The organism is Flaviflexus huanghaiensis (genome assembly GCF_014118685.1).
Taxonomy (GTDB): domain Bacteria; phylum Actinomycetota; class Actinomycetes; order Actinomycetales; family Actinomycetaceae; genus Flaviflexus; species Flaviflexus huanghaiensis.
Genome location: NZ_JACFAK010000008.1, coordinates 15,555 through 41,472, shown reverse-complemented (window position 1 = coordinate 41,472; position 25,918 = coordinate 15,555). Strand labels below are relative to the sequence as shown.

The following is a 25,918-nucleotide window of genomic DNA, read 5'->3' as shown; positions in this document are numbered from 1 at the left end:
GCGGGCGCCCACGGGCGCCCGCAGCCCTCTGTGAGAGACTAAGGCGATGAGCAGGGAAGAATTTCGCATCATGGTCGTCGGCGACGAACTCGTTGCTGGCCGGGGCGATGCACGGGCGATGGGATGGACGGGCCGAGTCATTGCCCGAACCGAATCCCCTATCTCTCTCACCGCTATGGTCCTGCCCATCCCCGGCGAGGACACGCACAGGCTCGCCGAACGCTGGGAATCAGAAGTTGTTCCACGCATGAGTTCCGAGGCGGACAATCGTCTCGTCATCGGTCTCGGCTCGCGCGACATTGACAGCAGCATCTCTCTCGTCCGCTCCCGCCTCAACCTCGCCAATATCCTCGATCAGGCCGCGCGACTGCAGATGCCCGCGTTCGTCGTCGGCCCGCCCCCACGTAGCGATGTTGCGGCCGACAAACTGAGCGACCTATCGAAAGCCTTCCACGATGTCGCGCAACGCCGCGGCGTCCCGTTCGTCGATACGTACCACCCTCTCGCGCACCACGACCAGTGGCAGACGGACATGGCGGATCCCCAGGCATACACACCCCAGCAGGCCGGCTATGGTCTGCTCGCTTGGCTCGTTCTCCACAACGGATGGCACCACTGGCTCGGCCTCGCGTCATAACGGCAGTCACGGCCTAGGAACGACACGTGGGGGACAGCAACTGTCCACCACGTTCCTGTCTGTGCCTATGCCTCGCCAGCAAGATTGAGTGATGACTGATGGCCTGTTTCAGTCGCGATGAAAACGAGGACAATTCGAGAGAGAGTCCGCCACACGTGGGACTGGGCGCGCGTCACATTTGCCGTGAACAGCTCAACGAGGTTCTTCTCCAGGCCGCCATCGAGGTGGAGGAACTCGTCCTTGCGGGCGTCCCTGCCAGCCTTGTGATCGCCAGCAGCCCACGCGCGCGACTCCAAGCGGCACAGCTCGACCATCTTCTCGATCTCGGCGCGGTGCGGTTGATCCCCGATCAGCTCCTCATGGTCGGCGAGGAAGGCCTCGCGGTCCGCTTCGAGCGTGCGCCGCCGTGAACCGCGGGAGTAGACGTCGAGGCTCATGAGAGGACCGTGCGCGAGCGACTCCTGGCCGATCTCCTGAAAGTGCTCCCTCATTTCCTCACCGAACGAGCCGTCCCGAACACCGACGATAAAGTCGTCGGAGCCGTCCCATAGGTCGAGTATGGAACCCCACGCCTTCGAACGCCGTTGGGCGATGCGGGATATCCGAGCCGCATATTCGGGAACTGACACGTCGATCTCCTTGACTTACACGTATGGCCGCACCCCTAAGGCGCGGCCATACAGCAGGCATTTCAGGCGTTGGGACGCTTACCGTGATTGGCTGGGTTCTTCTTACGCGCTTTGCGCTTACGACCACGACGCGACATGGTACCTCCTCAGATAAACAACACGTGCCATGTTAGCACGCCGAACCGGCCACCTAAGCCGCGTGCCACTCAATGCCGTGTCAGATGCGTGACAACTCGAACGCGAAGAGAATCCGGTGCTGGCTCATGGCAGGACCTGCGGATAATTTGCCGCATGTGTTGCTCAGCTTGAGTTGCTTCGGTGCACTCGGGGCACGACTCGGCATGCGCACGTAGCCTGCCCATCTCGGCGTCCTCCATCTCCCGGTCAAGTAGCTCGAACAGGTGGTTGCGGACTTCCGCGCACGTGCAGGGCGCGATTTCTGCCCCCAGTTCCCGTGCAACGTCATCGATACTCTTCATACCTTCGCCTCCGTAGCGTAGCCTCGGTCAGCAGCGTATTGAGCCAGAAGCTCCCGAAGCTGTGAGCGCCCCCGATGAAGGCGGGACATAACGGTGCCGAGCGGGATCTCGAGAATGGTGGCAATTTCCTTGTACGCAAACCCCTCGACATCGGCGAGATAGACCGCCATGCGCCGGTCCTCCGGCAGTGCCGCCATCGCCTCTCGAATTTCCGCGTCGGGAAGGGCGCTGAGCGCCTCGGTCTCCGCGCTACGCATACCCTTCGAATCGTGGGTTGAAGCTGCGTACTCTTGCCAATCCTCAAGCTCACCGGCATCGTACTTCTTCGGCTCACGCTGCTTCTTGCGGTAGGAGGAAATGAATGTGTTGTTGAGGATCCGGTACATCCACGCCTTGAGGTTCGTTCCGTCCTTGAACTGGTGGAACGAACTAAACGCCTTCGCGTACGTCTCCTGGACGAGATCCTCCGCGTCCGCAGGGTTACGCGTCAATCTCATAGCGGCACCGTAGAGCTGGTCGAGGAACGGGAGTGCTTCCCGTTCGAAGCGCTCACGGCGCTCATCGTCCGTCTCATCCGCCGGAGCCCGGCTCAGATCCTCTGTCATTGTCCCCATACTACCTTGATCGTGATATGGGGTGAACGACGGTCAGTCGCTAATCATTCCCCACGGGTGCTCCATCACGCCACACGCGGAAACCCGCCGCGTCCATGAGCACTCCGGTGAGGGGCTGGCCTATGGCGGGGCTCGGCGGCGGTTCGATGCCGATTACTGCACTGGGGGTCCGACACGCGGCTCTTGCCAGCACTGGCGCAGGCACGCCGTGTCCGAGAAGAAGAGCGACCTGGCGTGCCAGGGTAGACGTGCCGCCCGCCAGGGTATGTGTGCCTGCCAGGCGCGCCACGCTGCTGGTGATTGATACGTCGAGCCCGCCAAGCTCATACTGCCCGTCGGGCATGCCAGCACCTGCCATCGCGTCACTCACGAGCGCTACGCCAGCCACATCGTCGAGGTGGATGAGAATATCGGCAACAAGATCGGGATGGACGTGAAGACCGTCGCCAATGAGTTCAACGATCATCTCGCTCCGCCGCGCCGAGGCGAGTAGCTCCCGGACCGGTCCCGGGGCCCGATGGAGAAGGGGCGGCATCGCATTGAACAGATGGGTCGCAATCTGCGCTGGCTTTCCCTGCGACCACGCGGCGACGGCGGAGATGACCGGCCGCACCTCGTCGGCGGTGGCGTTCGTATGACCCCACGACGGTAACGCCCCGTAGTCCGCGAGGAGTTCGGCCGCGTCCATCGCCCCGTCCAACTCGGGCGCGATCGTCACCGTCTTTATCCATCCGCCGCCGGCATCCAGCCACTTCTGCAACTCCCCCAGGTCGATCGGCCGGATCGCAGCAGGGTTTTGCGCGCCCGCCCGGGCGGGGCTGATGAAAGGGCCTTCGAGATGGATGCCGGCGAGGCTGCCGCGATCACACGCGGCCGCGATTGCCTCGATAGCAGGGAGCGGTTCTAAGAGCGAGACGAGTGAACCTATGAGATGAACCGTGCCAGCGCCACGGTGAGTAGCTACCGCGCGCTCGATCGATTCCTCGTCGATGTCGTCCGAGAAGGACGCTCCTCCGCCGCCGTGGCAATGGATGTCGACGAAGCCGGGGAAGAACCATGCGGACGCGCACTCGCTCGCCGGCGGTAGGATGTCGGTGACAATGCCATCATCGAGGACGATGCCCGAGCCAATGACGTCGCCTTCTGAGCTGAGAATCTCCGCGTCAATCCGCATTCGCCGGTGTCAGCTGTGGAACTTCTTGAAGCTGTCGATGAACTCAAGCTGAGATGCGGCGCTTTCGTCGAGATAGACGGTCACATCATCGTGGAGTTGGAGGATCGAACCTGGCCAACGCTGGGACACGGCTCCTTCGACGATGTGCGCGACTGGCTCCGCCTTACGCTCACCGAAGGCGAGGAGCACCACTGACTTCGCGGTCATGATTGTCGCGAGCCCCTGCGTGACGCAATACTCGGGTACCTGTTCGATGTCACCGTCAAAGAATCGCGCGTTGTCCTGCCGTGTCGTGCCCGTCAGGAGACCGACATGCGTGCGAGAGGTAAGCGAGTCGAACGGCTCGTTAAAACCAATATGCCCGTTGCTGCCAAGGCCGAGAATCTGGATGTCGACACCCGGGCCGATGAGCTCGTCGTAGATCCTCGCCGCTTTAACAGGATCTTCCGCCTTCCCGTCCGGTGTCTTGAGGTCGTCCGCGGCAAGCCCCGTCCCGCCGTTGCCGACCAGCTCGTGAAGGAGGACATTGCGGTATCGCTCCGGATGCTCTTCGTCGATGCCAACGTACTCGTCGAGCGCCCACGCGGTACTACCGTGAAGGGTGAACTCACCACGGGCGTACGCTTCGCGCAGGTACCGGTACACCGGTAGCGGCGTCGACCCTGTCGCGACGCCGAGGCGTCCCGGAGGGGTGAAGCCGTCGATGATTTGCTGGGCGGCGAGACGAGACGCCTCGTCAGCCGTATCGCGAATGATGACTCGCATGCTGCTCCTTGCCTATGAGCGGTATCGGCGGTGGACCGACCGTAGCAATGTTCGACTACAGTCGTTATCTCTCCGGTTTATCAGAATGTCGCCACCTCCGGGACCAGATGTGGCGAGGAACGACAAGATTGTCATGGCGCCGAATAGGCTGCTCCAGCCCGGACTCTTCCCGGATAGTGTCTGAGTGCTCGCTGAAGCCGAGATTGTGCGCCATCGCCCGTCATGACGCCTGCGGACCGCCGAAATCGCGGAATGCTGAGCAATCACGCATGCTACCGCCCTGTAAACCCATGACGATCCGCCCGCTGTTCACCATCATCGGTTTCATTTCGGATGACTCTGATATTGAATGTAGACATGAGCATTATCACAGGCCTCGCACGGCCTCTCCTCGCTGTCCCATTCGTCCTCTCCGGTGTCGATGCAGTTCGGCACCCCGACAAGCACGTCGATGCCGTTGAGCGCATCAACCCAACTCTTGAACAGATGGGAGTCGGACCGCTGTCGGAGGGCACCGTCACCAAGGCCACCCGTGCCCTCGGCGGAGTCCGCATTGTCGCCGGTGTCTGCATGGCTCTTGGCAAGAAGCCCCGGCTATCGGCGCTCGTGCTCGCCAAGACAGAAATGGCTCTTGCCGCTGTCCGAAACCCCGTGTGGCTCAGTAGTGGCGAGGAGCGGAAAAAGCACATGGCCGGCCTCGCAGCGTCCGCGGGCCTCGTTGGTGGAGCGCTCGTCGCTGCCGGCGACCGCCGAGGAAAGCCGTCCCTCGGATGGCGTCTCCAGCACCATCGCTCCCACAAGGAGGACCTGAGCGTCCTCGCCGACCGCTACGAAGCCGAACTCGAGGCTCAAAAGGCTAAACTGTCGGAGAAGATCGCTAAAGCCAAAGAAAAGGCAAAGTCCTGACACATAAGTTTCCCGACCCCTGGCCGGCGCCGCATGCAAGCGCGCCGGTCGTTGGTCGTGTCAATGTTCCAAGTTCGAAATCTCTCACCGCCCGACATCTCATCATCGCTGCACTTGCCGACGAACCGTCACGGCTCGTGGGCGCACTGCGCTCACGAGACACGGACCTCATGATGTCGGCACTGCGCTCGATGGGCGTGCGCATCGACAACGATGAGGACGACCTCGTCATCACACCTGGGCGACTCAGCGCTGCACACATTGATGTCGGCCTCGCTGGCACCGTTTTCAGGTTCCTCGCCGCTATCGCTTCCCTGGCAGACGGACCTGTGAGCTTTGATGGTGACGACGCGATGTATCGGCGTCCTATCGGGCCTCTGCTTGACGCACTCGAACAACTCGGGGTCGCGATTGAAGCTGGCGATGGTCCTATGGGACGCACGCTACCGCTGACGGTGCGGGGACCTGCAACGGGCAACTCGGTCACGGTCGATGCCTCCGGCTCGTCGCAGTTTATTTCAGCGCTCCTGCTTCTCGCGCCTCATCTGCCTGAGGGGCTGACGATCACCCACGAGGGCGGCCCTGTCCCGTCCCTCCCCCATGTGACGATGACGGCCGAAGCTCTGCGGGCCGCTGGTGCCGACATTGACGAGAGCCTCGGCCATCGGCCGACGTGGCGCGTCGCTCCGCGCCCGCTGCGACCCGGCACGGTCACCGTCGAGCCCGACTTGTCGAACGCGACGGCATTCCTCGCCGCCGCTGTCGCGACCTCGGGGAAGGTGGAGATCCCTCGATGGCCGTCGACCACGACCCAGGCTGGCGCCCACATCATTCCAATTCTCGAGGCGATGGGGGCGAGGACCGAGCTTCGCGACGGCGTCCTAACGGTGACGGGCCCCGAGACGATCACGGGAATTGACATCAGTCTGCACGAGGCGGGCGAGTTGACGCCGACCGTTGCGGCACTGGCTGCGCTGGCAGATTCTCCCTCACGACTGTCGGGGATTGCCCACCTGCGAGGGCACGAAACGGACCGGCTCGCGGCGATCGCCTCGGAGATCACAAAACTAGGGGGAGCATGCGTCGAGACCCGTGACGGTCTGCTGATCGAGCCGGCACCGCTCCGTGGCGGGATCATCGACTCCTACGAAGACCACAGGATGGCGACGTTCGGGGCGATCATCGGTCTCGCAGTGCCAGGTGTTTCGGTCCTTGATATCGGATGCACGTCGAAAACGATGCCTGATTTCCCTCTCATGTGGGAAGCTCTCGTGCGATGAGGGACACGGGAACTGATGATCCTCGGGTGCGGGTCCGGCCCGGAAGGCGCGGCTCCCGCCCCCGAACGAAGATTCGTCCCGACTATGAGGATGCCCTGACCGCCCGCGTCTATCGCGTCGACAGGGGCCGCTACCATCTCGTCATGGACGACGCTGACGCAAGCGTTGTTGCCATCAAAGCCAGGGAGCTGGGTCGCGGGTCGATCGTCGTCGGTGACCACGTCAAGGTCGTCGGCGACACGTCCGGCCGCAAGGACACTCTTGCCCGTATCGTCGAGGTTCTCGAACGATCTTCAGCACTGCGGAGGACCGCCGAGGAGGGCGAGGCAGCAGGTACGGAGCGCGTCATCGTCGCCAATGCCGATCAGCTCCTCATCATCACCGCGCTCTCTCATCCCGAGCCGCGCACCGGTATGATTGACCGTTGCCTCGTCGCCGCTTATGACGCGAAAATGGAGCCGATTCTCGTCCTCACGAAGGCAGACCTGGCGGACCCTAGCCCCCTGCTCAGCCAGTACTCGGATCTTGACCTGCGCGTCATCATCACGACAATCGATGAGGAAACGGGCGATACACGAGGAGTTGACGACGTCGCACGCGACGTTGCCGGGCACATTTCCGTCCTTATCGGACATTCGGGGGTCGGCAAATCTACCCTCATAAACGCCCTCGTCCCCCACGCTGACCGCGCCACGGGAGAAGTCAATGCCGTGACCGGCCGCGGCAGACACACGTCGTCCTCCGCCATTGCCTTCGACCTACCGGGAGGCGGAATCATCATCGACACTCCTGGCGTGCGCTCGTTTGGTCTCGCTCACGTCGCGCCCGACACGCTCCTCGAGGCATTCCCCGACCTTCTCGAACTCGCTCGCGATTGTCCACGCGGATGCACGCACGCGGCCAGTGAGCCTGAGTGCGGGCTCGATCAGGCAACCGGCCCCACGGCCGCCCGAGTGGAGTCGTTTCGCCGGCTCCTCGAAGCTCGCCACAGCGCTGAACAGTTCTGAGCACCGCGCCGGGCCCGCTTCGTCGTGGCCTAAGCTTGGGGCATGCAGTCTCTTACACGCCTCGGCGACGATCTCAACTTCGCCTCCTCGATCATCGACCAGGTTGACGCGATCACGCTCCCACGCTTCCAGGCACAGGATTTGCAGGTGCGCACAAAACGGGACAACACGGAGGTTACCGACGCTGACGTCGCTGCCGAGCAACGGATCCGTTCGATGCTGTCCAGGTCCCGTTCCCGCGACGCAATCCTCGGCGAAGAGGAAGGCGAGACTGGCTCCGCCTCCCGCCGATGGATCATTGACCCGATCGATGGAACAAGAAACTTCATGCGCGGCGTGCCGGTGTGGGCAACCCTGCTCGCGCTGGAAGAGGACGGCGAGATCGTCATGGGAATCGTCTCCGCTCCTGCCCTTCACAGGCGCTGGTGGGCGGGCAAGGGCCTCGGGGCTTTCACTGGACGAAGCTGGGCCAACGCGAAGCAGATTCGTGTCTCCGACGTCGAACGCGTTTCCGATGCGTCGCTGTCGTACTCGTCGATGGATGGGTGGGCGGCGCGCGGCCAGCTACGCGGATTTCTCCGCCTCGCACAAGAAGCGTGGCGGACTCGCGCCTATGGCGACTTCTGGTCCTACATGCTACTTGCTGAAGGCGCGGTCGACATCGCCTGCGAACCCGAGCTGGAGCTGTATGACATGGCTGCTCTTGTCCCCATCGTCACCGAAGCCGGCGGCATGTTCACATCCGTCACGGGTGACCCGGGACCGTGGGACGGAAACGCCTTCGCCACGAACGGTCCGCTACACGAGGAGGCTCTCGCTATCCTCAATTCGGTCTCAGACGGGCCAGAAACTCTCTAGCAGGCCCGGCACACCATCAGAGGCGGCCGCGTAGCTCCTTGGCGAGTTGTGCTCGCTCGCTCGGGTCATACCAGAGCAAATCCCACTCAGCACATCTGTCGAATGCCTCCGCATCGCCTCGTCGCGCGGCGAGAACATCCTCGGCCGCGGACTCTTCGTCGACAAAAATCGCGGCAATATCCTCCCACGTGATGGGATGGTGTGGCCTGACGAGTGACGGGTAGGCGTCGGTACCGACGTAGGTCGCCTCCGCGTCCGCCGCAGCGACAATGCGGAACGGTTCGTGACCAATGACTGCGATGCTATCGTCGGCCGCAGCGAGCTGGGCGATCATGTCCAGCTCCTCTTCGTCTTCGTCCGGGAACGCCGCACGCAACTGATCTGTCACCGCGTGGGCGAGCGGAACATCGAGAATGTCCTCGTTCAGCCCACTATGTGACATTGTGAAGAAAATCCGCACAGCTCTCTCCATCGCCCTCATCCGCCCCATAAGGCCATCGCACCTTGGTGTACGGCGCCGAGGAGGCTTGAATCTACCTGAAAGCGGTATGCCGTACAATGTACTCCGATAGTAACAAGATGTACTGTTGGGCCTGCGACTGTCGACTGGTAAGTCGCCCGATTCACCAGCGTCGCAGACCATCATGACTCCGTACTCAGTACGGGGTCCCGAAGCGGAGATCGCATATTATGGCCACAAAATTTATGACGATTGCCGATGTCGCTGAAACCCTCAACGTTTCGACGGCTCAGGTCCGATCCCTTATCCACTCTGGCACGTTGCCCGCCATCCAGGTTGGTGGGCGCGGGCAGTGGCGCATCGAGCAGACCGTCCTAGAAAAGTATATTGAGGAAGGCTACGAGGCGACCAGGAGACGCGTGCAAGGTCAGGAGTAGTTGACAATCGACAGATGGGGTCACCGGCGGTGACCCCATCCTGTTTTCCACCATTCCGGTTATAACCGGAATGGGTCCCATGAGTGTCATGGTAGTAGTTAGGTCTCAGATCGTGCACTGACGCACGATTTCACGCGATATCGTACGCAGGAGGCGGGGCCTTGCCAGACACACTTTCAGCAACCGAAGCTCGGGCAGATTTCGTTCACGCGCCCACGCGACGCGTCAAAGTCGCACCGGGCGGTCCGCCAGACCCGACCCCGATTGTCCGCGCCATCGCCGCCGCCGCAGTCGAGGTTCTCAACGGCCACAGGTCCGTGCGACAGCTTCAGCGCTGGCTCGCCCCGCACATCTACATGGCCCTCGCGCAGCGGGCAGGCATCGCCTCCCGCTGCGGCAAGCGAATTAGCCTGCCCGCACGCGTCATTTCATCGCGCACGTGTTTTCCCACACCACTCGTGTGCGAGGCCGCGGTCGTCGTCTGGGACGTCAATCGACCGCGGGCGTGCACGGTGAGGTTGGAGATACACCGAGGGCGATGGCGGGCCAACGCCCTCGACGTCATCTAGCGCCTACGCTTCTTCGCCGCGCGGCGCTGGGCCCGGTTTCCACCCGCACCGACCGCCGTAGGCTTTGGCTCGCCGTCGCTTTCCTTATTCGTCCGCATGAGAGACTTGGGCCGTTCAAGGGATAGCACCTTGTCGGCTGCCTCCTGGCGGCGCGCCATCGCCGTCGTGTCATCCTCGGCTTCCACCGCCGTCATGACGTCCTGCTCGGCCTCCTGCTCAGATGGCATCTTGATGCCGAACAGGTAGCGGACGGTCTCTTCCTTGATCGCGACGGACATGGCCTGGAACATGTCATAGCCTTCCCGCTTGTACTCGACCAGCGGGTTCCTCTGGGCCATCGCCCGCAGGCCAATGCCCTCCTTGAGGTAGTCCATTTCGTACAGGTGCTCGCGCCACTTGCGGTCGAGGACGGACAGGAGGACGCGGCGCTCGATCTCCCGCATCTGCTCCTCACCCAACTCGGCCTCTCGTTCTTCGTACTGGGCGTGGATGTCCTCATCGAACTCGGTGACGAGGCGTTCAACCGTGAGCCGGTTCTTTGCCCCCACATCCTCCATGAGTTCTTCCGGTGTGAAGGAGGGACGGTAGATCGACTTCATGTCGGTCCACAGCGCGTGCAGGTCCCAATCGTTAGGGTCGCCGACAGCGTGACCCGCGACAACGTCGGCCACAACCTGAGTCATGTACGACTGGATCGAGTCGGCGAGGTCTTCACCCTCGAGGATTTCGCGACGCTCAGTGTAAACGGCGGAGCGCTGGTCCGACATGACATCGTCATACTTGAGGACATTCTTGCGAATGTCGGCATTGCGCGCCTCGATCGCGGTTTGAGCCGATTCGATGGACTTCGCGAGGATCTTGAACTCCAGCGGTTCATCTGCCGGGTACGACTCAGGGTTGAGCATCCGCGACGCAAGACCAGTGGAGAACAACCTCATGAGGTCATCCTCCAGCGAGAGATAGAAGCGCGATTCACCCGGGTCACCCTGACGGCCGGAGCGACCGCGTAGCTGGTTGTCGATGCGGCGAGACTCATGGCGCTCGGAGCCGAGGACGTAGAGTCCGCCAAGCTCCTTGACCTCGTCGTGTTCGCGGGCGACGGCTTCCTTCGCGGCCTCGAGAACCGCAGGCCAGGCCTCTTCGTAAGCTTCCGGGTTCTCGGCCGGGTCGAGACCCTTCTCGTGCATCTGCTCGACAGCGATGAACTCGGCGTTACCGCCAAGCATGATGTCGGTGCCTCGTCCGGCCATGTTCGTCGCAACCGTGACGGCGCCCTTACGGCCCGCCATGGCGACGACCGCGGCCTCACGCTTGTGATGCTTTGCGTTAAGCACCTCGTGCTTAACCTTGCGCTTTGTGAGCATGGTCGACAAGAGTTCGGACTTCTCCACCGATGTCGTGCCGACGAGAACTGGCTGGCCCTTCGCGTTGCGCTCCGCGATATCGTTGACGATCGCAGTGAACTTCGCCTTCTCCGTCGGGTAGACGACGTCGGTCTGGTCGATGCGAATCATCGGCATGTTCGTCGGAATGGGAACGACGCCGATATCGTACGTCGAAGCGAACTCCTCGGCTTCGGTCTCCGCCGTTCCAGTCATGCCCGAGATTTTGTCGTACAGGCGGAAGTAGTTCTGGAGGGTGATCGTGGCGAGAGTCTGGTTCTCCGCTTTGATCTTGACACCCTCCTTCGCTTCGATTGCCTGGTGCATGCCTTCGTTGTAACGCCTGCCCGGCAGGACGCGACCCGTGTGCTCGTCAACAATGAGGACCTCACCGTCGAGGACGATGTAGTCCTTGTCCTTCTTGAACAGCTCTTTGGCCTTGATCGCGTTATTGACGTACCCAATAAGAGGGGTATTGGCGGACTCGTAGAGATTCTCGATGCCGAGCTGATCCTCGATCTTGTCGATGCCGGGCTCGAGGATTCCGACGTTACGCTTCTTCTCATCGACTTCGTAGTCGATGTCTTTGCGTAGCTTCGTCATGATGCGGGCGAACTCCTCGTACCACTTGTTCGCGTCGCCTTCAGCGGGGCCAGAGATGATGAGAGGGGTGCGAGCCTCGTCGATAAGGATCGAGTCGACCTCGTCGATGATGGCGAAGCTGTGGTCACGCTGAACGAGCTCGTCAACTTTCCAGGCCATGTTGTCGCGCAGGTAGTCGAAGCCGAACTCGTTGTTCGTGCCGTACGTGATATCGGCTGCGTACTGCTCGCGCCTTTGCGCGGGCGTCATTCCCGACGTGATGCAACCCGTTGTCATACCGAGGAAGCGGAACACGCGGCCCATGAGCTCTGACTGGTAGCTGGCGAGGTAGTCGTTGACGGTGACAACATGGACGCCCTTGCCGGAAAGGGCGTTGAGATAGGCGGGCAGGGTCGCGACGAGCGTCTTACCTTCACCCGTCTTCATCTCGGCGATGTTTCCCAGGTGAAGGGCCGCACCACCCATGATCTGCACGGAGTAGTGCCGCTGGCCGAGAGTGCGGCTCGCAGCCTCACGCACAACCGAGAAGGCTTCGGGTAGGAGACCGTCAAGCGTCTCGCCATCCTCAAGCCGCTCGCGGAACTCATCGGTCATCGCCCTCAGCTCCTCATCGGAGAGGTCGACGTACGAGTCTTCGAGCGCGTCCACCTGTTTAGCGATGGTCTGAAGCTTCTTCAGGATGCGACCTTCGCCGGCGCGAAGAATCTTATTGAGGATCTTTGACACGTGCTCTCCTGGGGTCCGACAACTGTCAATTATTGTACGTGCTAGACGACGACCCGCCCGAGTCCGTGCGGAACCCGGGCGGATATTCACCGCTCAGCTGAGCGGTCAGCTGATGCGGTCAACCATGAGTCTCGCGAACGCAGTGAGACCGTTCTTGACATCTCCATCGGGAATAGGGTCGAGGACCTCAATGGCGGAGTCTGACCACTCGCGGGCGAGGTCCCGCACGTCGTCCATGACGTCATGGCCACGCAGCAGAGCAACAGATTCGTCGACTGTGTCATCTCTGATATCTCCCGCGAGAAGGTCGAGGATCTGCTGTCCGACCTCGTCGATCTCGCCAGCGGCAGCGCGCTCCCTGAGCAAGAGGATCGGCATTGTCTCGACACCCTCGCGCAAGTCCGTGCCCGGCGTCTTGCCGGTGACATCTCCGTCCGACATGATGTCGATGACATCATCGGCGAGCTGGAAAGCGACTCCGACCCGTTCTCCGAACTCTGCGACCGCATCCGCATGCTCGCGGCTCCCGTTTGAGGAGAGCACCCCGTACCGCGCCGAAGCGGCAATGAGAGAACCGGTTTTCTCCGCGAGGACGTGAATATAGTTGTCGCGCGCACTCACGTCGTGCGGCGCGCCGAGGGTTTCTCGGAGCTGGCCGAAGCACAGACGCTCGAAAGTCACCGCGTGCAACTTCACCGCCTCAGGCCCAAGTTCAGCGACGAGGGCCGACGCCTTCGCGAAGAGAACATCGCCCGCGAGGATGGCAGCCGAGTTCCCGGCGAGCTGTTGCGCCGAGACCACTCCCCTCCTCATCGGAGCATCATCCATGACGTCATCGTGGTAGAGCGTCGCCAAATGGGTCAGCTCGACCACCGTCGCGGAGATCTCCGTCGCCTCGTTCGCCGAGTCGGGGCCGAGGAATGACGTGAGGCCACACAGGGCCGGGCGCAAGCGCTTGCCACCTGCCGATGCCAGATGCTTCGTCAGCTCGTCGATATCCGGCTCGGGCGAGCGCACGACCTCCTGGAGGCGTGTTTCCACATTCTCCAGAAGCGCCGTCAGGCGGTCGTTGAGACGACCGGTCGCGCTGGCGAGTTCCGTGATCACGGGAGCAGTACCGCCGCTTCCCCGAAGAACTCCAAGACCGGCCCGGGCACGACACCGAGGGCAATCGTCGCGACCGCTGCAAGCGCAATAGCAACAAGCGTCATGCCTTCGGATGCGATGACCGTCGTTCTGTCGTCAGGCTCGGTGAAGAACATAAGAACGACGAGCCTGAAGTAGAAGTACGCGGTTGCTGCTGAGGCGAGGACAGCAATGAGGACGAGCGGCCATGCCCCGCCCTCAATACCAGCGACGAAGGCAGTGAACTTCCCGACGAAGCCGCCCGTGAGCGGTATGCCGGCGAAGGACAGGAGGAAGATGAGCATCGCGACAGCCAGGGCGGGCTTCCGTTTCGCGAGTCCCGCGTAAGACTCGAGCGACGTCGCCTCGCCCGTGATATTCCCTGCCGAGTCCTTCTCCCGCACGAGAGTGACGACGCCGAAGGCGCCGACCGTGGCCACGCCGTAGGCGAGCAGGTAGAAGAGCGTCGCGCTGAGACCGGACTCCTGGAACGAGGTGACCGCGATGAGGACAAAGCCCGCGTGCGCGATCGAGGAGTACGCAAGCATACGCTTGATGTCTTTTTGGACGATACCGAGAACCGTACCGACAATCATCGTCGCGATGATGACGGTCCATAGGAGGATCTCCAGGTCCGCCTCCATACCAGGAGCGATGACGTAGAGGAACCGGACCATCGCCCCGAAGGCTGCGACCTTGGTTCCCGCCGCCATGAAACCGGTTATCGGGGTGGGTGCGCCCTGGTAGACGTCTGGTGTCCACGAATGGAACGGCACAGCGCCCACCTTGAACAGCAGTCCGATGAGGACGAGCGCAATACCGACGATGAGCATCCAGTCCATGCCGACAGCCACGGTCGTCGCAGCTGCGACCTCGGAGTAGCGGATCGAGCCGGAGAAGCCGTAGAGCAGAGAAATGCCCATGAGGAAGAACGCTGACGAGAAGGCCCCGAGCAGGAAGTATTTGAGTGCCGCTTCCTGGGAAATGAGCCTCTTCCTGCGCGCCATGGCTGACAGAACATAGAGCGGTAGCGAGAGCACCTCGAGTGCGATGAACAGCGTCAGCAGGTCACCCGCTGCGGGGAACACCATCATGCCCGTGACGGCGAAGAGGACGAGCGGGTACACCTCGGTCTGTTCGACGCCCGCCCGAGTCAATTCACGTTCCTCGGGTGAGCCCGGACGGGCTGCGGCTGACGCCGCGAAGGCGCCCTCCCTCGTCTGGGTCCGGTCCGCGATGATGAACGCGGCGACCAAGCTCGAGATGAGGACAACACCCTGGGCTGCGAGAGTGAAGGGATCTTCGATGAGCTGCCCACCAACGACGGTCTGCGCACCACTGGCCTCAACCTCGGTCCACCGCCATACGACTGCGACAAGGGCCGCAGAAAGGGCGGCAAACGTGATCGTCACCTGGATCGGTCGGCGCGAACCGCGAGGCGCGAACGCCTCGATGATCACTCCGAGGACCGCGGCCCCCATGACGATGATGACTGGCGCGAGAGCGGCCCAGTCGATGACTGGGGTCACAAAGCTATTCACTTGAGATTCCCTTCGGTGAGCGCGGACGCGGTCGACGAGTCATCGAGGTGTGCGACCGACTGTTCGGCGACAGGCTGGACCAGGTCAATGACCGGGCCCGGCAGGAAGCCGAGCGCGAGCATACCGGCCGTGAGCACGCCAACGACCGTCTTCTCCGCCGCGCCGAGGTCCCTAGCCTCGACATCCGGGCGTGGTCCCGTGAACACGCGCTGGTAGGGCAGGAGGATGTAGAGGGCTGCGAGGATGACGCCGAGGACAGCGAGCCCGCCGATGATCTTCGAGACGGAGAACGTTCCGACAAGGACCATGAACTCGGGCACAAAACCCGACAGTCCGGGTAGCGACAGCGTCGCGAGGCCTGCGACGAGGAAGCCGCCCGCAAGAACCGGGGTGACGCGCTGCCAACCGCCGTAGTCCTCGATGCGCTGCGAACCGCCCCGCTTCGCCATGTAGCCGACGATGAGGAACAACGCCGCCGTGCCGACGCCGTGCGCGACCATATAGAGGATCGCGCCGGTCATTGCCGTCTCGGAGCCGGAGAAAATGCCCATGACCATGAAACCAAAGTGCGACACCGACGTGAACGCAATGAGGCGCATGAGGTCACGAGAGTAGATGGCGACGAAGCCGCCCCACAGGATGGAGATGAGGGCAAGGACCATGATGATCATTGCCGCATCCGAGGACGCGCCCGGGAAGAGCGGGAGGCAAAGCGCGATCATCCCATAGGTGCCGACCTTGTCGAGGACGCCAACAAGGAGTGCCGACGTGCCGGCCGGTGCCTCTTCCGTCGCGTCCGCGAGCCACGTGTGGACCGGGAACATCGGCGCCTTCACCGCGAATGCGATGAAGAAGGAGAGGAACATGAGCATCTGCGCGGTCTGAGATCCGGTGACCGCGCCCGCGAGGTTGGCGATAAGGAAACCCTCGGGGCCGCCCGGGCCCGCCACGTAAACCGCGACGACGCCGACGAGCATGATGAGACCACCCGCGAGGGAGTACAGCAGGAACTTCAGCGCTGCCGCCTTCCTCTTCGGGCCGCCATAGGAGCCGATGAGGAAGTAAACCGGGATGAGCAACGCCTCGAACAGCACGTAGAACAGGAAGACGTCCTGAGCCGCAAAGATGCCGATCATGACTGCTTCGAGGGCGAGAACCCAGGCGATGTAGCCTGCATCTCGACGCCCTGCCGCCTCCTCCGCGGGCCGCAGGAAGCGATCCGATTCGGCGGTGAGAATGACGAGTGGGACGAGGAGAACGGACAGAGCGATCATGACCGCCCCCATGCCGTTGACGCCCCACGCGATCGAGACCCCGATGGACGGCATCCACGAATATGTCTCGGCGACCTGGACTGTGCCGGCGTTACCGGTGTCGAACTCCGTGACGAAGGCAATGATGGCGCCGAGTGCGACGAGAACTGACACGACCAGCCCGTAGGCCTTGGCGTGCCGGTGCAGTGACTTCGTGAACGCAAGAACGATCGCCGCCGCCAGAGGCACGAGGATCAGGACAGTCAGCCAGGGAAAGGCTGCCGCTTGTGAGGTATTCATTTACTCTCTATTCCTCCAGTCCTGGTCAGATCCGCGCCAGCAGCGCAAGGGCGATGACGACGACAACACCGAGGGCCATGAGCCCGGCGTAGGTTCGTGCGTAACCATTTTGGATCTTTCCGACGCTACGGCCGACAGAGCCGAAGCTCCGAGCGACCGCCATGACAATGCCGTCAATGACTCCCCTATCGGCCGCACCCGTGCCGCGTGTGAGCCACTGGCCCGGGAGCATGACAAGCGATTCGTTGACGGTGTCCTGATACAGGTCGTTCCGCGCCGCGACGACGACAGCGTTCGCGGCAGGTGCCGTCACCGGAACGTCGCGACGCACGTACATGACGTAGGCGACGGCAACTCCGATGGCGACAAGGGTGAGCGTCAGACCGATGATGACCGCGATCGGGATGACAGGGTCTTGGTGATCCACGACGCCGGTGACGGGCTCGAGGAAGGTGACGAAGCGATCGCCCGCGTCGAGGAACCAGCCAAGTCCGACTGAGCCGACCGCGAGAATGATCATCGGAATCGTCATGAGGGCCGATGACTCGTGCGGATGCCGTGCATCCGGACCCTGCGACGACCAGCGGGGTTTGCCGTGGAACACCATAAAGAAGAGCCGCGACATGTAGAACGCTGTCAGCCCTGCGACGAGGAGCGTCGCCGTGCCGAACACCCAGGGGCGCCAGCCTTCGCCGACAAAGGCGGCCTCAATGATGTAATCCTTCGAGTAGAAGCCCGATAGGAACGGGAAGCCGATGATGGCAAGGTAGCCGAGCCCGAAGGTCGCCCATGTGATCTTCATGTGCTTCCACAAACCGCCGAAGCGTCTCATGTCGACGTCGTCGTCCATGGCGTGCATGACCGATCCTGCCCCGAGGAACAGGCCAGCCTTGAAGAAGCCGTGGGTCACAAGGTGGAAGATGGCGAACGCCGCACCGATCGGACCGAGGCCCGCAGCCAGCATCGTGTAACCGATCTGCGACATGGTCGAGGCCGCGAGGACCTTCTTCATGTCGTCCTTCGCGGCGCCAACAATGGCTCCGAAGATCAGCGTGATGACGCCGACAATCGCGACGAGCACCTGAGCGGTCTCAGCACCCGCGTAGATGAAGTTCGAGCGAACCATGAGGTAGACACCGGCGGTGACCATCGTCGCCGCGTGGATGAGGGCGGAGACGGGGGTTGGGCCCGCCATCGCATCCCCCAGCCAGGCTTGGAGCGGGAACTGCGCGGATTTGCCGGTTGCGCCGATGAGGAGGAAGATCCCGATCGCGGTGAGTGTCGCCTCACTTGCGCCACCCACCTCACCTGCGACGCCATCAAAGGTGACGGTGCCGAAGGACGCGAACATCGTCATCATCGCGAGCAACATACCCATGTCACCGACACGGTTCATGATGAACGCCTTCTTGCCTGCGGTCGCATATTCCGGAACCTGGTTCCAGAATCCGATGAGCAGGTAGGAGGCAAGGCCGACGCCTTCCCATCCAACGAAGAGGACGAGATAGGAGTTGCCGAGGACGAGCAGGAGCATCGCCGCGACGAACAGGTTGAGGTACGCGAAGAACCGCGTCTTGTCCCGGTCGTGCGCCATGTAGGCAACTGAATAGATGTGGATGAGGGTACCGACGAAGGTGACGAGGAGGAGGAAGGTGATCGACAGCGGATCAACCCTCATGCCTAGCTCGACGTCGAGCTCAGAGCCCGGGAGCCACTGGTAGAGCGTGACATTTTGAACTCGCTCCGATGCGTCCCGACCGAATAGTTCTAGCGCCGCCATCGTCCCGACAACAAGCGCGCCACCCGAGGCTCCAACACCGAACCAGTGACCCCAGGACCGCGCCCTGCGGCCGAGCACGAGCAGAACCCCCGCTGACACCAGCGGGATGGCCACTGCGAGCCAGATGAGCGACACGTTGCCGGTCGCCTCGATTGCGTTGACGTTCACAATCTACCCCCGTCAGTTCTTCAGCAGGTTGGGAGCGTCAAGGGACGCCGACCTGCGGGTTCGGAATATTGACACAACGATCGCGAGGCCGATAACGACCTCAGCCGCGGCGACGACCATGACGAAGAACGCCAGAGTCTGCCCCGTGATGTCGCCATGCATGCGGGCGAAGGTCACGAGCGATAGGTTCGCCGAGTTGAGCATGAGCTCAACCCCCATGAGGGCAATGATCGCGTTACGCCTCGTCAGCACCGCGGCTGCACCGATCGCAAACAGAATAAACGCCAGGATGACGTAGTTCATGAGGCTCATTGCTGGTTCTCTTCCTTCGCAGAGTCCGGCTTGATCTCTTCAGCTTCCTGATGCTCTCGAGCCGTGGGGACGTCGTCGGACTGCGCCTCATCAAAGAACGCGGGCTCGGAGCCTTCCAGCTCCGTCGACTGCGTGGGGGCGGAGACGGCACGCTCGCCGGGCATACCAGGCAAGCCGACCTGTCCGATCGCGCCAAACGTCGTCGGACCGTCCACCGAGGGGCGCGTGTCCGATGCGCGGGCGATGCGCTCGACCGTTGCCGGCGAGATCTCGCCAACTGTGCGAGCCTGGCCGCGGATCCGGAGGATTCGAGAGACCGACTCCTCGACCGGTTTACCTCCCGCTGTGAGTGCCGGGTTCGCAGACGAGTTCGACTCGGCAAAGACGCCCGCGTTGGGTAGCTGGCCCGGGTGGATGCCCTGCTCCGCGTAGACCTTCATCTTCTCGTTTGCGACATCGAGCTGCGTCTTGCGGGGAGCGAGCCTCTCGCGGTGCGTCAGCGTCATGGCGCCGAGTGCTGCAGTGATGAGAAGCGCGCCCGTCAGCTGCATCGGAACGACGTGATCGCCGAAGATGTTGACGGCAACCGCGACCGGGTTCGACTCGGCATTAGCTTCCTCAAGGCCAAAGGGTTGAGGAGTATCGGAGCTCGCAACCGCGGCGACAAGGAGGACAATGATGCCGATCGCACCAAGTCCTGCAATCCACCGCTGCCCGCGCAGAGACTCGACGATCGAGTCGGATGAATCGACGCCGATGAGCATGAGCACGAAGAGGAACAGCATCATGATCGCGCCCGTGTACACGATCACCTGGACAACGCCGAGGAACGGTGCCTCGAGCGCCGTGTAGAAGATCGCAAGAAGAACCATGACGAAAATGACCGAGACGGTCGCGTACACTGCCTTTTTCGCGAAAAGTAGCCCGAGACCAAGGAGGACCATGACGGGGGCGATGACCCAGAAGAGGATCGTCTCGCCCGTGGAGACAGCACCGGTTTGATCGATCGCGGTGCTCAGAAAAGGATTCACTTCGCTGCCTCCTCAACGGGGCGCGCTGTCTTCAGCGTCGGATCGTCGGGTCGCCTCTGCGCGACCCAATCGATCTGAGCCTGGGTCGGACCCGTGATCTCATTGCGGTAGTAATCGTCATCGTCAGTGCCCTCGACCATCGGGTGGGGAGGTGCAAGCATGCCGTCCAGCATTGGCGCAAGCAGATCCTGCTTATCGAAGATGAGCGACTCGCGGCTTTCCCCAACAAGGTCATCGAACCCGTTCGTCATCGTCAGGGCCCGGGTTGGGCACGCCTGGATGCAAAGGCCGCAGAGGATACAGCGCAGGTAATTGATCTGGTACACAATGCCGTACCGCTCCCCTGGCGAATACTGGCCGTCCGGGGTGTTGGTGCCCGCTTCGACATAGATCGCGTCCGCTGGACACGCCCACGCACACAGTTCGCAACCAATGCAGCGCTCCAAACCATCCGCATACCGGTTGAGCTGGTGGCGGCCATGGAAGCGCGGTTGCGTCGGAGTCCTCTTAAACGGGTACTCTTCCGTCACCACTGGTCGGAACATCGACGAGATCGTCACGCCGAAGCCAGCCACAGGCGCGAAGAATTTCCCAATCGGACCCTTCTTCGACGGGCTATACAGTGCCGGATCAATCGGGCGGCGCTCCGGCTTCGAGTTTTGGTCACTCATCGGAACCTGCCTCCTTTGCTGTTGACGTGTAGGCGGGTGCGCGCTTCGCTCGCGGCGACGGCGGGAGCGACTGTCCAGGCATCGGCGGTGCCGGGAATCCTCCTGCGAACGCATCGAACTCTGTCTGGTCCTCGTCCGGCTGCTGAGTCTCGTCGTCCTTCTTGCCACCATCGACGAACCACAGGACTGCGAAGAGCACGAGGAAGATCGCCGCAAGAACGATGAGGATCGTTCGCGTATCGAGGTCCGTGAACGAACCGACTCCCTGAATGATCGCAACCGCGACCAGCCAACCGAGAGCGACAGGGATGAGGACCTTCCATCCGAGCTTCATGAAGTGGTCGTAACGCATCCTCAGGAGAGTGCCGCGGATCCACACAAGGAGGAACATGAAGAACCAGATCTTGATGATGAACCACAGCATGGGCCACCAGCCCTCGTTGAACATGCCGTCGTTGATCGCTGACAGCGGCCACGGCGCGCGCCATCCGCCAAGGAAGACGACGGTCGCAACTGCGGACACGTTGATCATGTTGATGTACTCGGACAGGTAGAACCACGCGAACTTCATCGACGAATATTCCGTCGTGTGACCAGCAACTAGCTCGCCCTCGGCCTCGGGGAGGTCGAATGGCAACCGGTTGACTTCGCCCACCATGGAGATGAAATACGTGATGAAGGCCGGTAGCGCGATGAACGCGTTCCACAGGCTGACCTGGCTCTCGACCAGCGACGACGTCGACATCGTGCCGGAGATGAGGAAGACCGAGGCGAGCGAGATACCCATGCCGAGCTCGTACGAAATGACCTGGGCGGCGCTACGGACGGCGCCGAGGAGCGGGTAGGTCGAGTTCGCTGACCAGCCGCCGAGAACGAGTCCGTAGACACCGAGTGCAGCGATTGCGAGGACGTACAGCATCGCGACCGATGAGTCGGCGAGCTGTAGCGGCGTCTCAATGCCGAACATCGACACCTGTGGGCCGAATGGCATGACCGCGAAGATCGAGAACGCACACGTGGCCGCGATGATCGGAGCGAGGAAATAAATGACCCGGTCTGCGCCCTTGAGCCAGAAATCCTCCTTGATCATGAGCTTGATCGCGTCGGCGAAGGCCTGGCCGAAGCCCATGAAGCCCGTGACATTCGGGCCGAGACGTGTCTGCATGCGGCCGAGCCCGCGTCGCTCAACCCAGAGGGCGAGAATGACGGACATGATGAGGAACAGGACGATGAAGACTGCCTTAATGAGCCAAATCCACCAGGTGTCCTGGGAGAAATCGGCCACCGGCTGTGCCATTTCCGTGGGAAGCATAAACATTATTTGACCTCCGCCGTCAGAGACACGATGCCGCCCGGCTGGGCGCCCAGGTCAGCCACGTGGCAACCCGGGGACTTCTTTGGAAGCCACACAACCCTGTCTGGCATGTGCGACAGGACGACCGGTAGCGTGACGGAACCCTTCGGCCCCGTGACCGTCACACGATCGCTGATCCCAAGAGATTCGGCTGTACCCGGCGAGAGCCGAGCAACCGACCGATGAGCGGTGCCCGCGAGGTGCGGTTCGAATGCCTGCAACCTGCCATCGTCGATCATGAGGCTCCACGTCGCAAGGACAGCCTCGCCCTCAGCGGGAGCGGGGGCCGAATCAGCGCCAACACGTGGGCGCTCGATGCGCTGACCATCCCAATCGGCGAGCTCACGGTACTCGGCGTGGACATCCTTGAGGTTGAGCAGGCCGAGATCCTTATCCATTTCATGCGCGAGCTCGACAAGGACCTGGCGGTCGGTGAGTGCAGTCGACGTGAGTACCTGGCCGAAGGGCCGCTCGCGCCCCTCCCAGTTGATGAACGTTCCGCCCTTCTCGACCGGAGGTGCGACCGGGAAAACGACGTCCGCCTTCGCGGTGATCTCCGACCGGCGTACCTCGAACGAGATAACGAACGGAGCCGCGTCGAGGGACTGCGCTGCCCCTGCGGGCAGGTCGGCGAGTTCGACACCGGCAGAGATGAGGGCGAGCTTTCCGGACTTTGCCGCCTCCAGCATCCCCTCCGTGTTGAGACCAGCATCGCCCGGGACACTCGCGTCCCACGTGACGCCAGCATCGACCCGTGCCTGGCTGTCAGCGACCGGACGGCCACCGGGAAGCATGAGCGGTACGGCGCCAGCTTCGACCGCAGCGCGGTCACCCGCACGGCGCGGAACCCACTGGACTCGCGCGCCGGTGCGATCGGCGAGGTCAAGAACCGCGGACAGGGTGCCCGGGGTTTCAGCGGCGCGTTCACCGACGAGAATGACGCCGCCCTTGAGCCGACCGTGAAGCGCCTTCAGGTGCTCCTGCGATGAGTCCGCTGTCACGGCAGACATAACCGTCGGTTCGGTGCCGGGGGCGGAAGTGATGAGCGTCGCCGCCATCTTCAACGAGCTACGGGTGGCGTAGGGCGCGAGGACCGAGACCGACGTCGTGCCGGCGAGGACACCCTTGCGCAGGCGAAGGAAGATCGAGCCGCACTCCTCTTCTGGTTCAAGACCAACGAGGAAAACATGCCGGGCAGTTTCGATGTCGGCGTAGGTAACACCCAGTCCACTACCGACAACGGTTGATGCGAGGAATGCATCCTCTTCAGCGGTAGAAACCCGAGTGCGGAAATCGATGTTGTTCGTGCCAAGGACTGTGCGGGCGAACTTCGAGTACGCGTAAACATCCTCGAGCGGTAGACGGCCGCCGGTCAAAACACCGACCTGCTCCGCGTTCTCAAGCCCGCGAGCTGCGACATCCATCGCGTCAGCCCACGATGTCGGGACGAGACTGCCGTCTTCGTCGCGGACGAGCGGCACGGTGAGGCGATCCTCGCCCTGCTGCCAACGGAAGGCGAACCGGTCCTTATCGGTGATCCACTCCTCGTTAACTTCGGGATCGTTGCCAGCGAGGCGGCGGACAACCGTTCCGCGTCGGAAGTCGACGCGGATTTCGGAACCCGATGCGTCGTGCTCGGTTACCGAGGGAACAGACACGAGGTCGAAGGGGCGAGCCCGGAAGCGGTACGCCGCCGAGGTCAGGGCACCGACAGGGCAGATCTGGATTGTGTTACCCGAGAAATAGGAGGAGAAGGGCCTGCCCGACTCGTCCATCTCTCCCGGATCGATTGGCCCCGGCTTCATGCCGACCATGAGCGCGGCGTCACCCATGGGGCCAACCGTCTCGAACGTGCCTACCGGCTCTTCGACCTCGTTGCCATCGGAGAAGCCGAGAATGCCGGCATCGAAGTTGCCGATCTGAGAGCCGTGCAGTCCATGCACCTCGTAGGACGGGCTACCCCCGGAGCGTCCCTGCAGCTGAATGAACGGATCGCCAGCAATCTCCGACTGGAACCGGGTGCAACGCTGGCAAAGGATGCAACGGTCACGGTCGAGCAGGATCTGGGACGAGAGCTTGATCGGCTTCGGGAAGGTTCGCTTGACATCGGTGAAGCGGGACGTCCCACGCCCGTCCGACATTGCCTGATTCTGGAGCGGGCATTCACCGCCCTTGTCACAGACGGGGCAGTCCAGCGGATGGTTGATAAGGAGGAACTCCATGATCCCGGTCTGAGCCTTGTCGGCCACGTCGGAGGACTTCTGGGTATAGACCTCCATGCCCTGGCTGACCGCCTCCGCGCAGGATGCGACGGGCTTCGGCCCCTTCGCGAGCGTGCCATCCCGGCCCGGGCGGGCAACCTCGACGAGGCACTGTCGGCAGGCGCCTGCTGGCTTGAGGAGGGGATGATCGCAGAACCTCGGAATACGAATACCGAGCTGCTCGGCTGCGCGAATGATGAGCGTGCCCTGCGGCACGGCAACGTCCTGGCCGTCGACCTTGATGGAGACGAGGTCGGTTTCAGTCGCTGTCATGAGACACCTACTTCGGTGAAGAGTGCGGACTTTTCGTACGGGAAGAGTTCCCAGGCAGGCGTGTGGACGCCCTGCTCAAACTCCTCGCGGAAGAGAGCGATGCCCGACTGGATCGGAACTGCAGAGGCGTCGCCGAGCGCGCAGAATGAACGGCCCGCAATGTTGCCGGCGATCTCATTCAGCATGTCGATGTCGGTCGGTAGTCCCTTGCCAACCTCCAGGCGGTGCATGACCTGGCGCATCCAGAATGTGCCCTCGCGGCACGGTGTGCACTTGCCGCACGATTCGTGCTGGTAGAAGTCAGTCCAGGCGCGGACGACACGGACGACCGACGTCGTCTCGTCGAACACCTGCAGTGCGCGGGTGGCGAGCATGGAACCCGCGCCGACGACCTCCTCGTACCCGAGCGGCACGTCCAGGGCATCGGGGCCGAGAATTGCGGTCGACGATCCGCCGGGCGTCCAGAACTTGAGTTCATGGCCCTCACGGATACCGCCTGCCATCTCGAGCAGTTCGCGCATCGTAATGCCGAATGGAGCTTCGTACTGACCTGGGTTCTTGACATGGCCAGACAGGGAGAAGAAGCCGTGGCCCTTCGATCGCTCCGTGCCCATTCCGGCGAACCAGTCGGCGCCATTCTTGATGATGCCGGGGACAGACGCGATGGTCTCAACATTGTTGACGACCGTCGGGCGAGCCAGGTAGCCCTTGACCGCAGGGAACGGCGGTTTGAGGCGGGGCTGACCGCGCAGTCCCTCGAGAGAATCGAGAAGCGCGGTTTCCTCACCGCAGATGTAGGCACCCGCACCAGCGTGGACCGTGATGTCGATGTCGTAGTCACCGTTCGGACCAAGGCCCTTGCCGATGAGGCCAGCCTCGTAGGCTTCACGTACCGCAGCCATGAGCCGGCGATACACGTGAACAACCTCGCCGCGCAGGTAAACGAACCCGTGGTGACCGCCGATCGCCCTGAGACAGATGGCCATGCCCTCGATGAGGGAGTGCGGATTCGCCATGAGGACGGGAATGTCCTTGCATGTACCCGGCTCGGACTCATCGGCGTTGACAACGAGGTAGCGCGGGCCGCCGTCCGGCGGCGGGAGGAAGGACCATTTCAGGCCGGTCGGGAAGCCCGCACCGCCGCGGCCACGCAGGCCGGATTCCTTGACGATATTTGTCAGCTCGCCATCGGCATAGCCCCATGCCTTGTCGAGTGCGTCGTAACCGCCGCTCTTCCGGTAGGTCTCGAGCTTCCAGGGCTGCGGAGCATCCCACGTGTTCGAGATAACCGGGGTCAGCGCGGTCAATTCAGATGAAGCCATC

General features: G+C 62.5%; 25 protein-coding genes. 7 read left to right on the top strand and 18 right to left on the bottom strand.

Annotation, left to right across the window (positions count from 1 at the left end; genetic code table 11):
- The first annotated feature begins 46 nt into the window (after window positions 1-46).
- Window positions 47-637, top strand: a complete 591-nt coding sequence (locus tag H7E91_RS07320; RefSeq protein WP_182354443.1) for a GDSL-type esterase/lipase family protein — start codon at window positions 47-49, stop codon at window positions 635-637.
- A 65-nt stretch (window positions 638-702) separates the two neighbouring features.
- Here the strand turns inward: H7E91_RS07320 and H7E91_RS07315 are convergent, their stop codons facing one another.
- The 6 genes from H7E91_RS07315 to H7E91_RS07295 form a co-directional block, all read right to left on the bottom strand.
- Entirely contained in the window at window positions 703-1,266 is a 564-nt protein-coding gene (locus H7E91_RS07315; RefSeq protein WP_182354442.1) for a hypothetical protein, read from the bottom strand.
- Between the two features lie 62 nt (window positions 1,267-1,328).
- The gene (locus tag H7E91_RS12235; protein WP_422111037.1) at window positions 1,329-1,403 is read right to left on the bottom strand and encodes a 50S ribosomal protein bL37; all 75 of its coding nucleotides are present in this window, start codon (window positions 1,401-1,403) and stop codon (window positions 1,329-1,331) included.
- Between the two features lie 69 nt (window positions 1,404-1,472).
- Window positions 1,473-1,745, bottom strand: coding sequence for a mycothiol system anti-sigma-R factor (gene rsrA, locus H7E91_RS07310; protein ID WP_182354441.1), 273 nt, complete (start codon window positions 1,743-1,745; stop codon window positions 1,473-1,475).
- The gene (locus H7E91_RS07305) at window positions 1,742-2,350 is read right to left on the bottom strand and encodes a sigma-70 family RNA polymerase sigma factor (RefSeq protein ID WP_182354440.1); all 609 of its coding nucleotides are present in this window, start codon (window positions 2,348-2,350) and stop codon (window positions 1,742-1,744) included. Before H7E91_RS07305 ends, rsrA begins: the two co-directional genes overlap by 4 nt.
- Window positions 2,351-2,399: 49 nt before the next feature.
- Window positions 2,400-3,533, bottom strand: coding sequence for an N-acetylglucosamine-6-phosphate deacetylase (locus H7E91_RS07300; RefSeq protein ID WP_182354439.1), 1,134 nt, complete (start codon window positions 3,531-3,533; stop codon window positions 2,400-2,402).
- A 9-nt stretch (window positions 3,534-3,542) separates the two neighbouring features.
- Window positions 3,543-4,298, bottom strand: a complete 756-nt coding sequence (locus H7E91_RS07295; RefSeq protein WP_182354438.1) for a glucosamine-6-phosphate deaminase — start codon at window positions 4,296-4,298, stop codon at window positions 3,543-3,545.
- A 357-nt stretch (window positions 4,299-4,655) separates the two neighbouring features.
- Between H7E91_RS07295 and H7E91_RS07290 the strand changes: the two genes are divergently transcribed.
- The 4 genes from H7E91_RS07290 to hisN are packed head-to-tail and all read left to right on the top strand — an operon-like array spanning window position 4,656 to window position 8,349.
- Window positions 4,656-5,204: a DoxX family protein gene (locus H7E91_RS07290; protein ID WP_182354437.1), complete on the top strand. Its 549-nt coding sequence runs from the start codon at window positions 4,656-4,658 to the stop codon at window positions 5,202-5,204.
- The gene (aroA, locus tag H7E91_RS07285) at window positions 5,201-6,484 is read left to right on the top strand and encodes a 3-phosphoshikimate 1-carboxyvinyltransferase (RefSeq protein WP_182354523.1); all 1,284 of its coding nucleotides are present in this window, start codon (window positions 5,201-5,203) and stop codon (window positions 6,482-6,484) included. Before H7E91_RS07290 ends, aroA begins: the two co-directional genes overlap by 4 nt.
- Window positions 6,481-7,491, top strand: a complete 1,011-nt coding sequence (gene rsgA / locus H7E91_RS07280; RefSeq protein WP_182354522.1) for a ribosome small subunit-dependent GTPase A — start codon at window positions 6,481-6,483, stop codon at window positions 7,489-7,491. The genes aroA and rsgA overlap by 4 nt, the downstream gene beginning before the upstream one ends.
- Before the next feature lie 42 nt (window positions 7,492-7,533).
- Window positions 7,534-8,349, top strand: a complete 816-nt coding sequence (gene hisN, locus H7E91_RS07275; RefSeq protein ID WP_182354436.1) for a histidinol-phosphatase — start codon at window positions 7,534-7,536, stop codon at window positions 8,347-8,349.
- A 16-nt stretch (window positions 8,350-8,365) separates the two neighbouring features.
- Here hisN and H7E91_RS07270 read toward each other — a convergent pair whose 3' ends face one another.
- Entirely contained in the window at window positions 8,366-8,809 is a 444-nt protein-coding gene (locus H7E91_RS07270) for a DUF6912 family protein (RefSeq protein WP_182354435.1), read from the bottom strand.
- A gap of 230 nt (window positions 8,810-9,039) precedes the next feature.
- Here H7E91_RS07270 and H7E91_RS07265 point away from each other — a divergent pair, with 230 nt between their 5' ends.
- Both H7E91_RS07265 and H7E91_RS07260 read left to right on the top strand, forming a co-directional pair.
- Window positions 9,040-9,246, top strand: a complete 207-nt coding sequence (locus H7E91_RS07265) for a helix-turn-helix domain-containing protein (protein ID WP_182354434.1) — start codon at window positions 9,040-9,042, stop codon at window positions 9,244-9,246.
- Window positions 9,247-9,407: 161 nt separating this feature from the next.
- Window positions 9,408-9,815, top strand: coding sequence for an Rv3235 family protein (locus H7E91_RS07260; RefSeq protein ID WP_182354433.1), 408 nt, complete (start codon window positions 9,408-9,410; stop codon window positions 9,813-9,815).
- Here the strand turns inward: H7E91_RS07260 and secA are convergent.
- The 11 genes from secA to nuoF form a co-directional block, all read right to left on the bottom strand.
- A complete protein-coding gene (secA, locus tag H7E91_RS07255) occupies window positions 9,812-12,526 on the bottom strand; it encodes a preprotein translocase subunit SecA (RefSeq protein ID WP_182354432.1) in 2,715 nt (904 codons plus the stop codon). The genes H7E91_RS07260 and secA overlap by 4 nt on opposite strands.
- Before the next feature lie 105 nt (window positions 12,527-12,631).
- Window positions 12,632-13,633, bottom strand: a complete 1,002-nt coding sequence (locus tag H7E91_RS07250; protein WP_338401760.1) for a polyprenyl synthetase family protein — start codon at window positions 13,631-13,633, stop codon at window positions 12,632-12,634.
- Window positions 13,630-15,192, bottom strand: coding sequence for an NADH-quinone oxidoreductase subunit NuoN (gene nuoN / locus H7E91_RS07245; RefSeq protein WP_182354431.1), 1,563 nt, complete (start codon window positions 15,190-15,192; stop codon window positions 13,630-13,632). Before nuoN ends, H7E91_RS07250 begins: the two co-directional genes overlap by 4 nt.
- Window positions 15,189-16,745 carry an NADH-quinone oxidoreductase subunit M gene (locus tag H7E91_RS07240; RefSeq protein ID WP_182354430.1) on the bottom strand — a complete coding sequence of 519 codons (1,557 nt, stop codon included), beginning with the start codon at window positions 16,743-16,745 and terminating at the stop codon, window positions 15,189-15,191. The genes nuoN and H7E91_RS07240 overlap by 4 nt, the downstream gene beginning before the upstream one ends.
- Window positions 16,746-16,770: 25 nt before the next feature.
- On the bottom strand, window positions 16,771-18,693 hold the full coding sequence (nuoL, locus tag H7E91_RS07235) for an NADH-quinone oxidoreductase subunit L (protein ID WP_338401759.1): 1,923 nt from the start codon (window positions 18,691-18,693) through the stop codon (window positions 16,771-16,773).
- Window positions 18,694-18,705: 12 nt separating this feature from the next.
- Window positions 18,706-19,005, bottom strand: a complete 300-nt coding sequence (gene nuoK, locus H7E91_RS07230) for an NADH-quinone oxidoreductase subunit NuoK (protein WP_182354429.1) — start codon at window positions 19,003-19,005, stop codon at window positions 18,706-18,708.
- On the bottom strand, window positions 19,002-20,036 hold the full coding sequence (locus tag H7E91_RS07225; RefSeq protein WP_182354428.1) for an NADH-quinone oxidoreductase subunit J: 1,035 nt from the start codon (window positions 20,034-20,036) through the stop codon (window positions 19,002-19,004). Before H7E91_RS07225 ends, nuoK begins: the two co-directional genes overlap by 4 nt.
- Entirely contained in the window at window positions 20,033-20,707 is a 675-nt protein-coding gene (gene nuoI / locus H7E91_RS07220) for an NADH-quinone oxidoreductase subunit NuoI (protein ID WP_182354427.1), read from the bottom strand. The genes H7E91_RS07225 and nuoI overlap by 4 nt, the downstream gene beginning before the upstream one ends.
- The gene (gene nuoH / locus H7E91_RS07215; RefSeq protein ID WP_241698459.1) at window positions 20,700-22,019 is read right to left on the bottom strand and encodes an NADH-quinone oxidoreductase subunit NuoH; all 1,320 of its coding nucleotides are present in this window, start codon (window positions 22,017-22,019) and stop codon (window positions 20,700-20,702) included. Before nuoH ends, nuoI begins: the two co-directional genes overlap by 8 nt.
- A gap of 5 nt (window positions 22,020-22,024) precedes the next feature.
- The gene (locus tag H7E91_RS07210; RefSeq protein WP_182354425.1) at window positions 22,025-24,595 is read right to left on the bottom strand and encodes an NADH-quinone oxidoreductase subunit G; all 2,571 of its coding nucleotides are present in this window, start codon (window positions 24,593-24,595) and stop codon (window positions 22,025-22,027) included.
- Window positions 24,592-25,917: an NADH-quinone oxidoreductase subunit NuoF gene (nuoF, locus tag H7E91_RS07205; protein WP_182354424.1), complete on the bottom strand. Its 1,326-nt coding sequence runs from the start codon at window positions 25,915-25,917 to the stop codon at window positions 24,592-24,594. The genes H7E91_RS07210 and nuoF overlap by 4 nt, the downstream gene beginning before the upstream one ends.
- Between the last annotated feature and the right edge of the window lies 1 nt (window position 25,918).

Excerpts from the sequence above, each read along its gene's own strand:
- rsgA (WP_182354522.1), top strand. The coding sequence starts at position 6,481 with ATGAGGGACACGGGAACTGATGATCCTCGGGTGCGGGTCCGGCCCGGA.
- H7E91_RS07265 (WP_182354434.1), top strand. The coding sequence starts at position 9,040 with ATGGCCACAAAATTTATGACGATTGCCGATGTCGCTGAAACCCTCAAC.
- H7E91_RS07305 (WP_182354440.1), bottom strand. The coding sequence starts at position 2,350 with ATGACAGAGGATCTGAGCCGGGCTCCGGCGGATGAGACGGACGATGAG.
- H7E91_RS07300 (WP_182354439.1), bottom strand. The coding sequence starts at position 3,533 with ATGCGGATTGACGCGGAGATTCTCAGCTCAGAAGGCGACGTCATTGGC.
- H7E91_RS07240 (WP_182354430.1), bottom strand. The coding sequence starts at position 16,745 with ATGAATACCTCACAAGCGGCAGCCTTTCCCTGGCTGACTGTCCTGATC.
- nuoF (WP_182354424.1), bottom strand. The coding sequence starts at position 25,917 with ATGGCTTCATCTGAATTGACCGCGCTGACCCCGGTTATCTCGAACACG.
- nuoI (WP_182354427.1), bottom strand. The coding sequence starts at position 20,707 with ATGAGTGACCAAAACTCGAAGCCGGAGCGCCGCCCGATTGATCCGGCA.
- H7E91_RS07320 (WP_182354443.1), top strand. The coding sequence starts at position 47 with ATGAGCAGGGAAGAATTTCGCATCATGGTCGTCGGCGACGAACTCGTT.
- H7E91_RS07290 (WP_182354437.1), top strand. The coding sequence starts at position 4,656 with ATGAGCATTATCACAGGCCTCGCACGGCCTCTCCTCGCTGTCCCATTC.
- H7E91_RS07210 (WP_182354425.1), bottom strand. The coding sequence starts at position 24,595 with ATGACAGCGACTGAAACCGACCTCGTCTCCATCAAGGTCGACGGCCAG.
- H7E91_RS07295 (WP_182354438.1), bottom strand. The coding sequence starts at position 4,298 with ATGCGAGTCATCATTCGCGATACGGCTGACGAGGCGTCTCGTCTCGCC.
- nuoK (WP_182354429.1), bottom strand. The coding sequence starts at position 19,005 with ATGAGCCTCATGAACTACGTCATCCTGGCGTTTATTCTGTTTGCGATC.
- hisN (WP_182354436.1), top strand. The coding sequence starts at position 7,534 with ATGCAGTCTCTTACACGCCTCGGCGACGATCTCAACTTCGCCTCCTCG.
- rsrA (WP_182354441.1), bottom strand. The coding sequence starts at position 1,745 with ATGAAGAGTATCGATGACGTTGCACGGGAACTGGGGGCAGAAATCGCG.
- nuoH (WP_241698459.1), bottom strand. The coding sequence starts at position 22,019 with ATGCTTCCCACGGAAATGGCACAGCCGGTGGCCGATTTCTCCCAGGAC.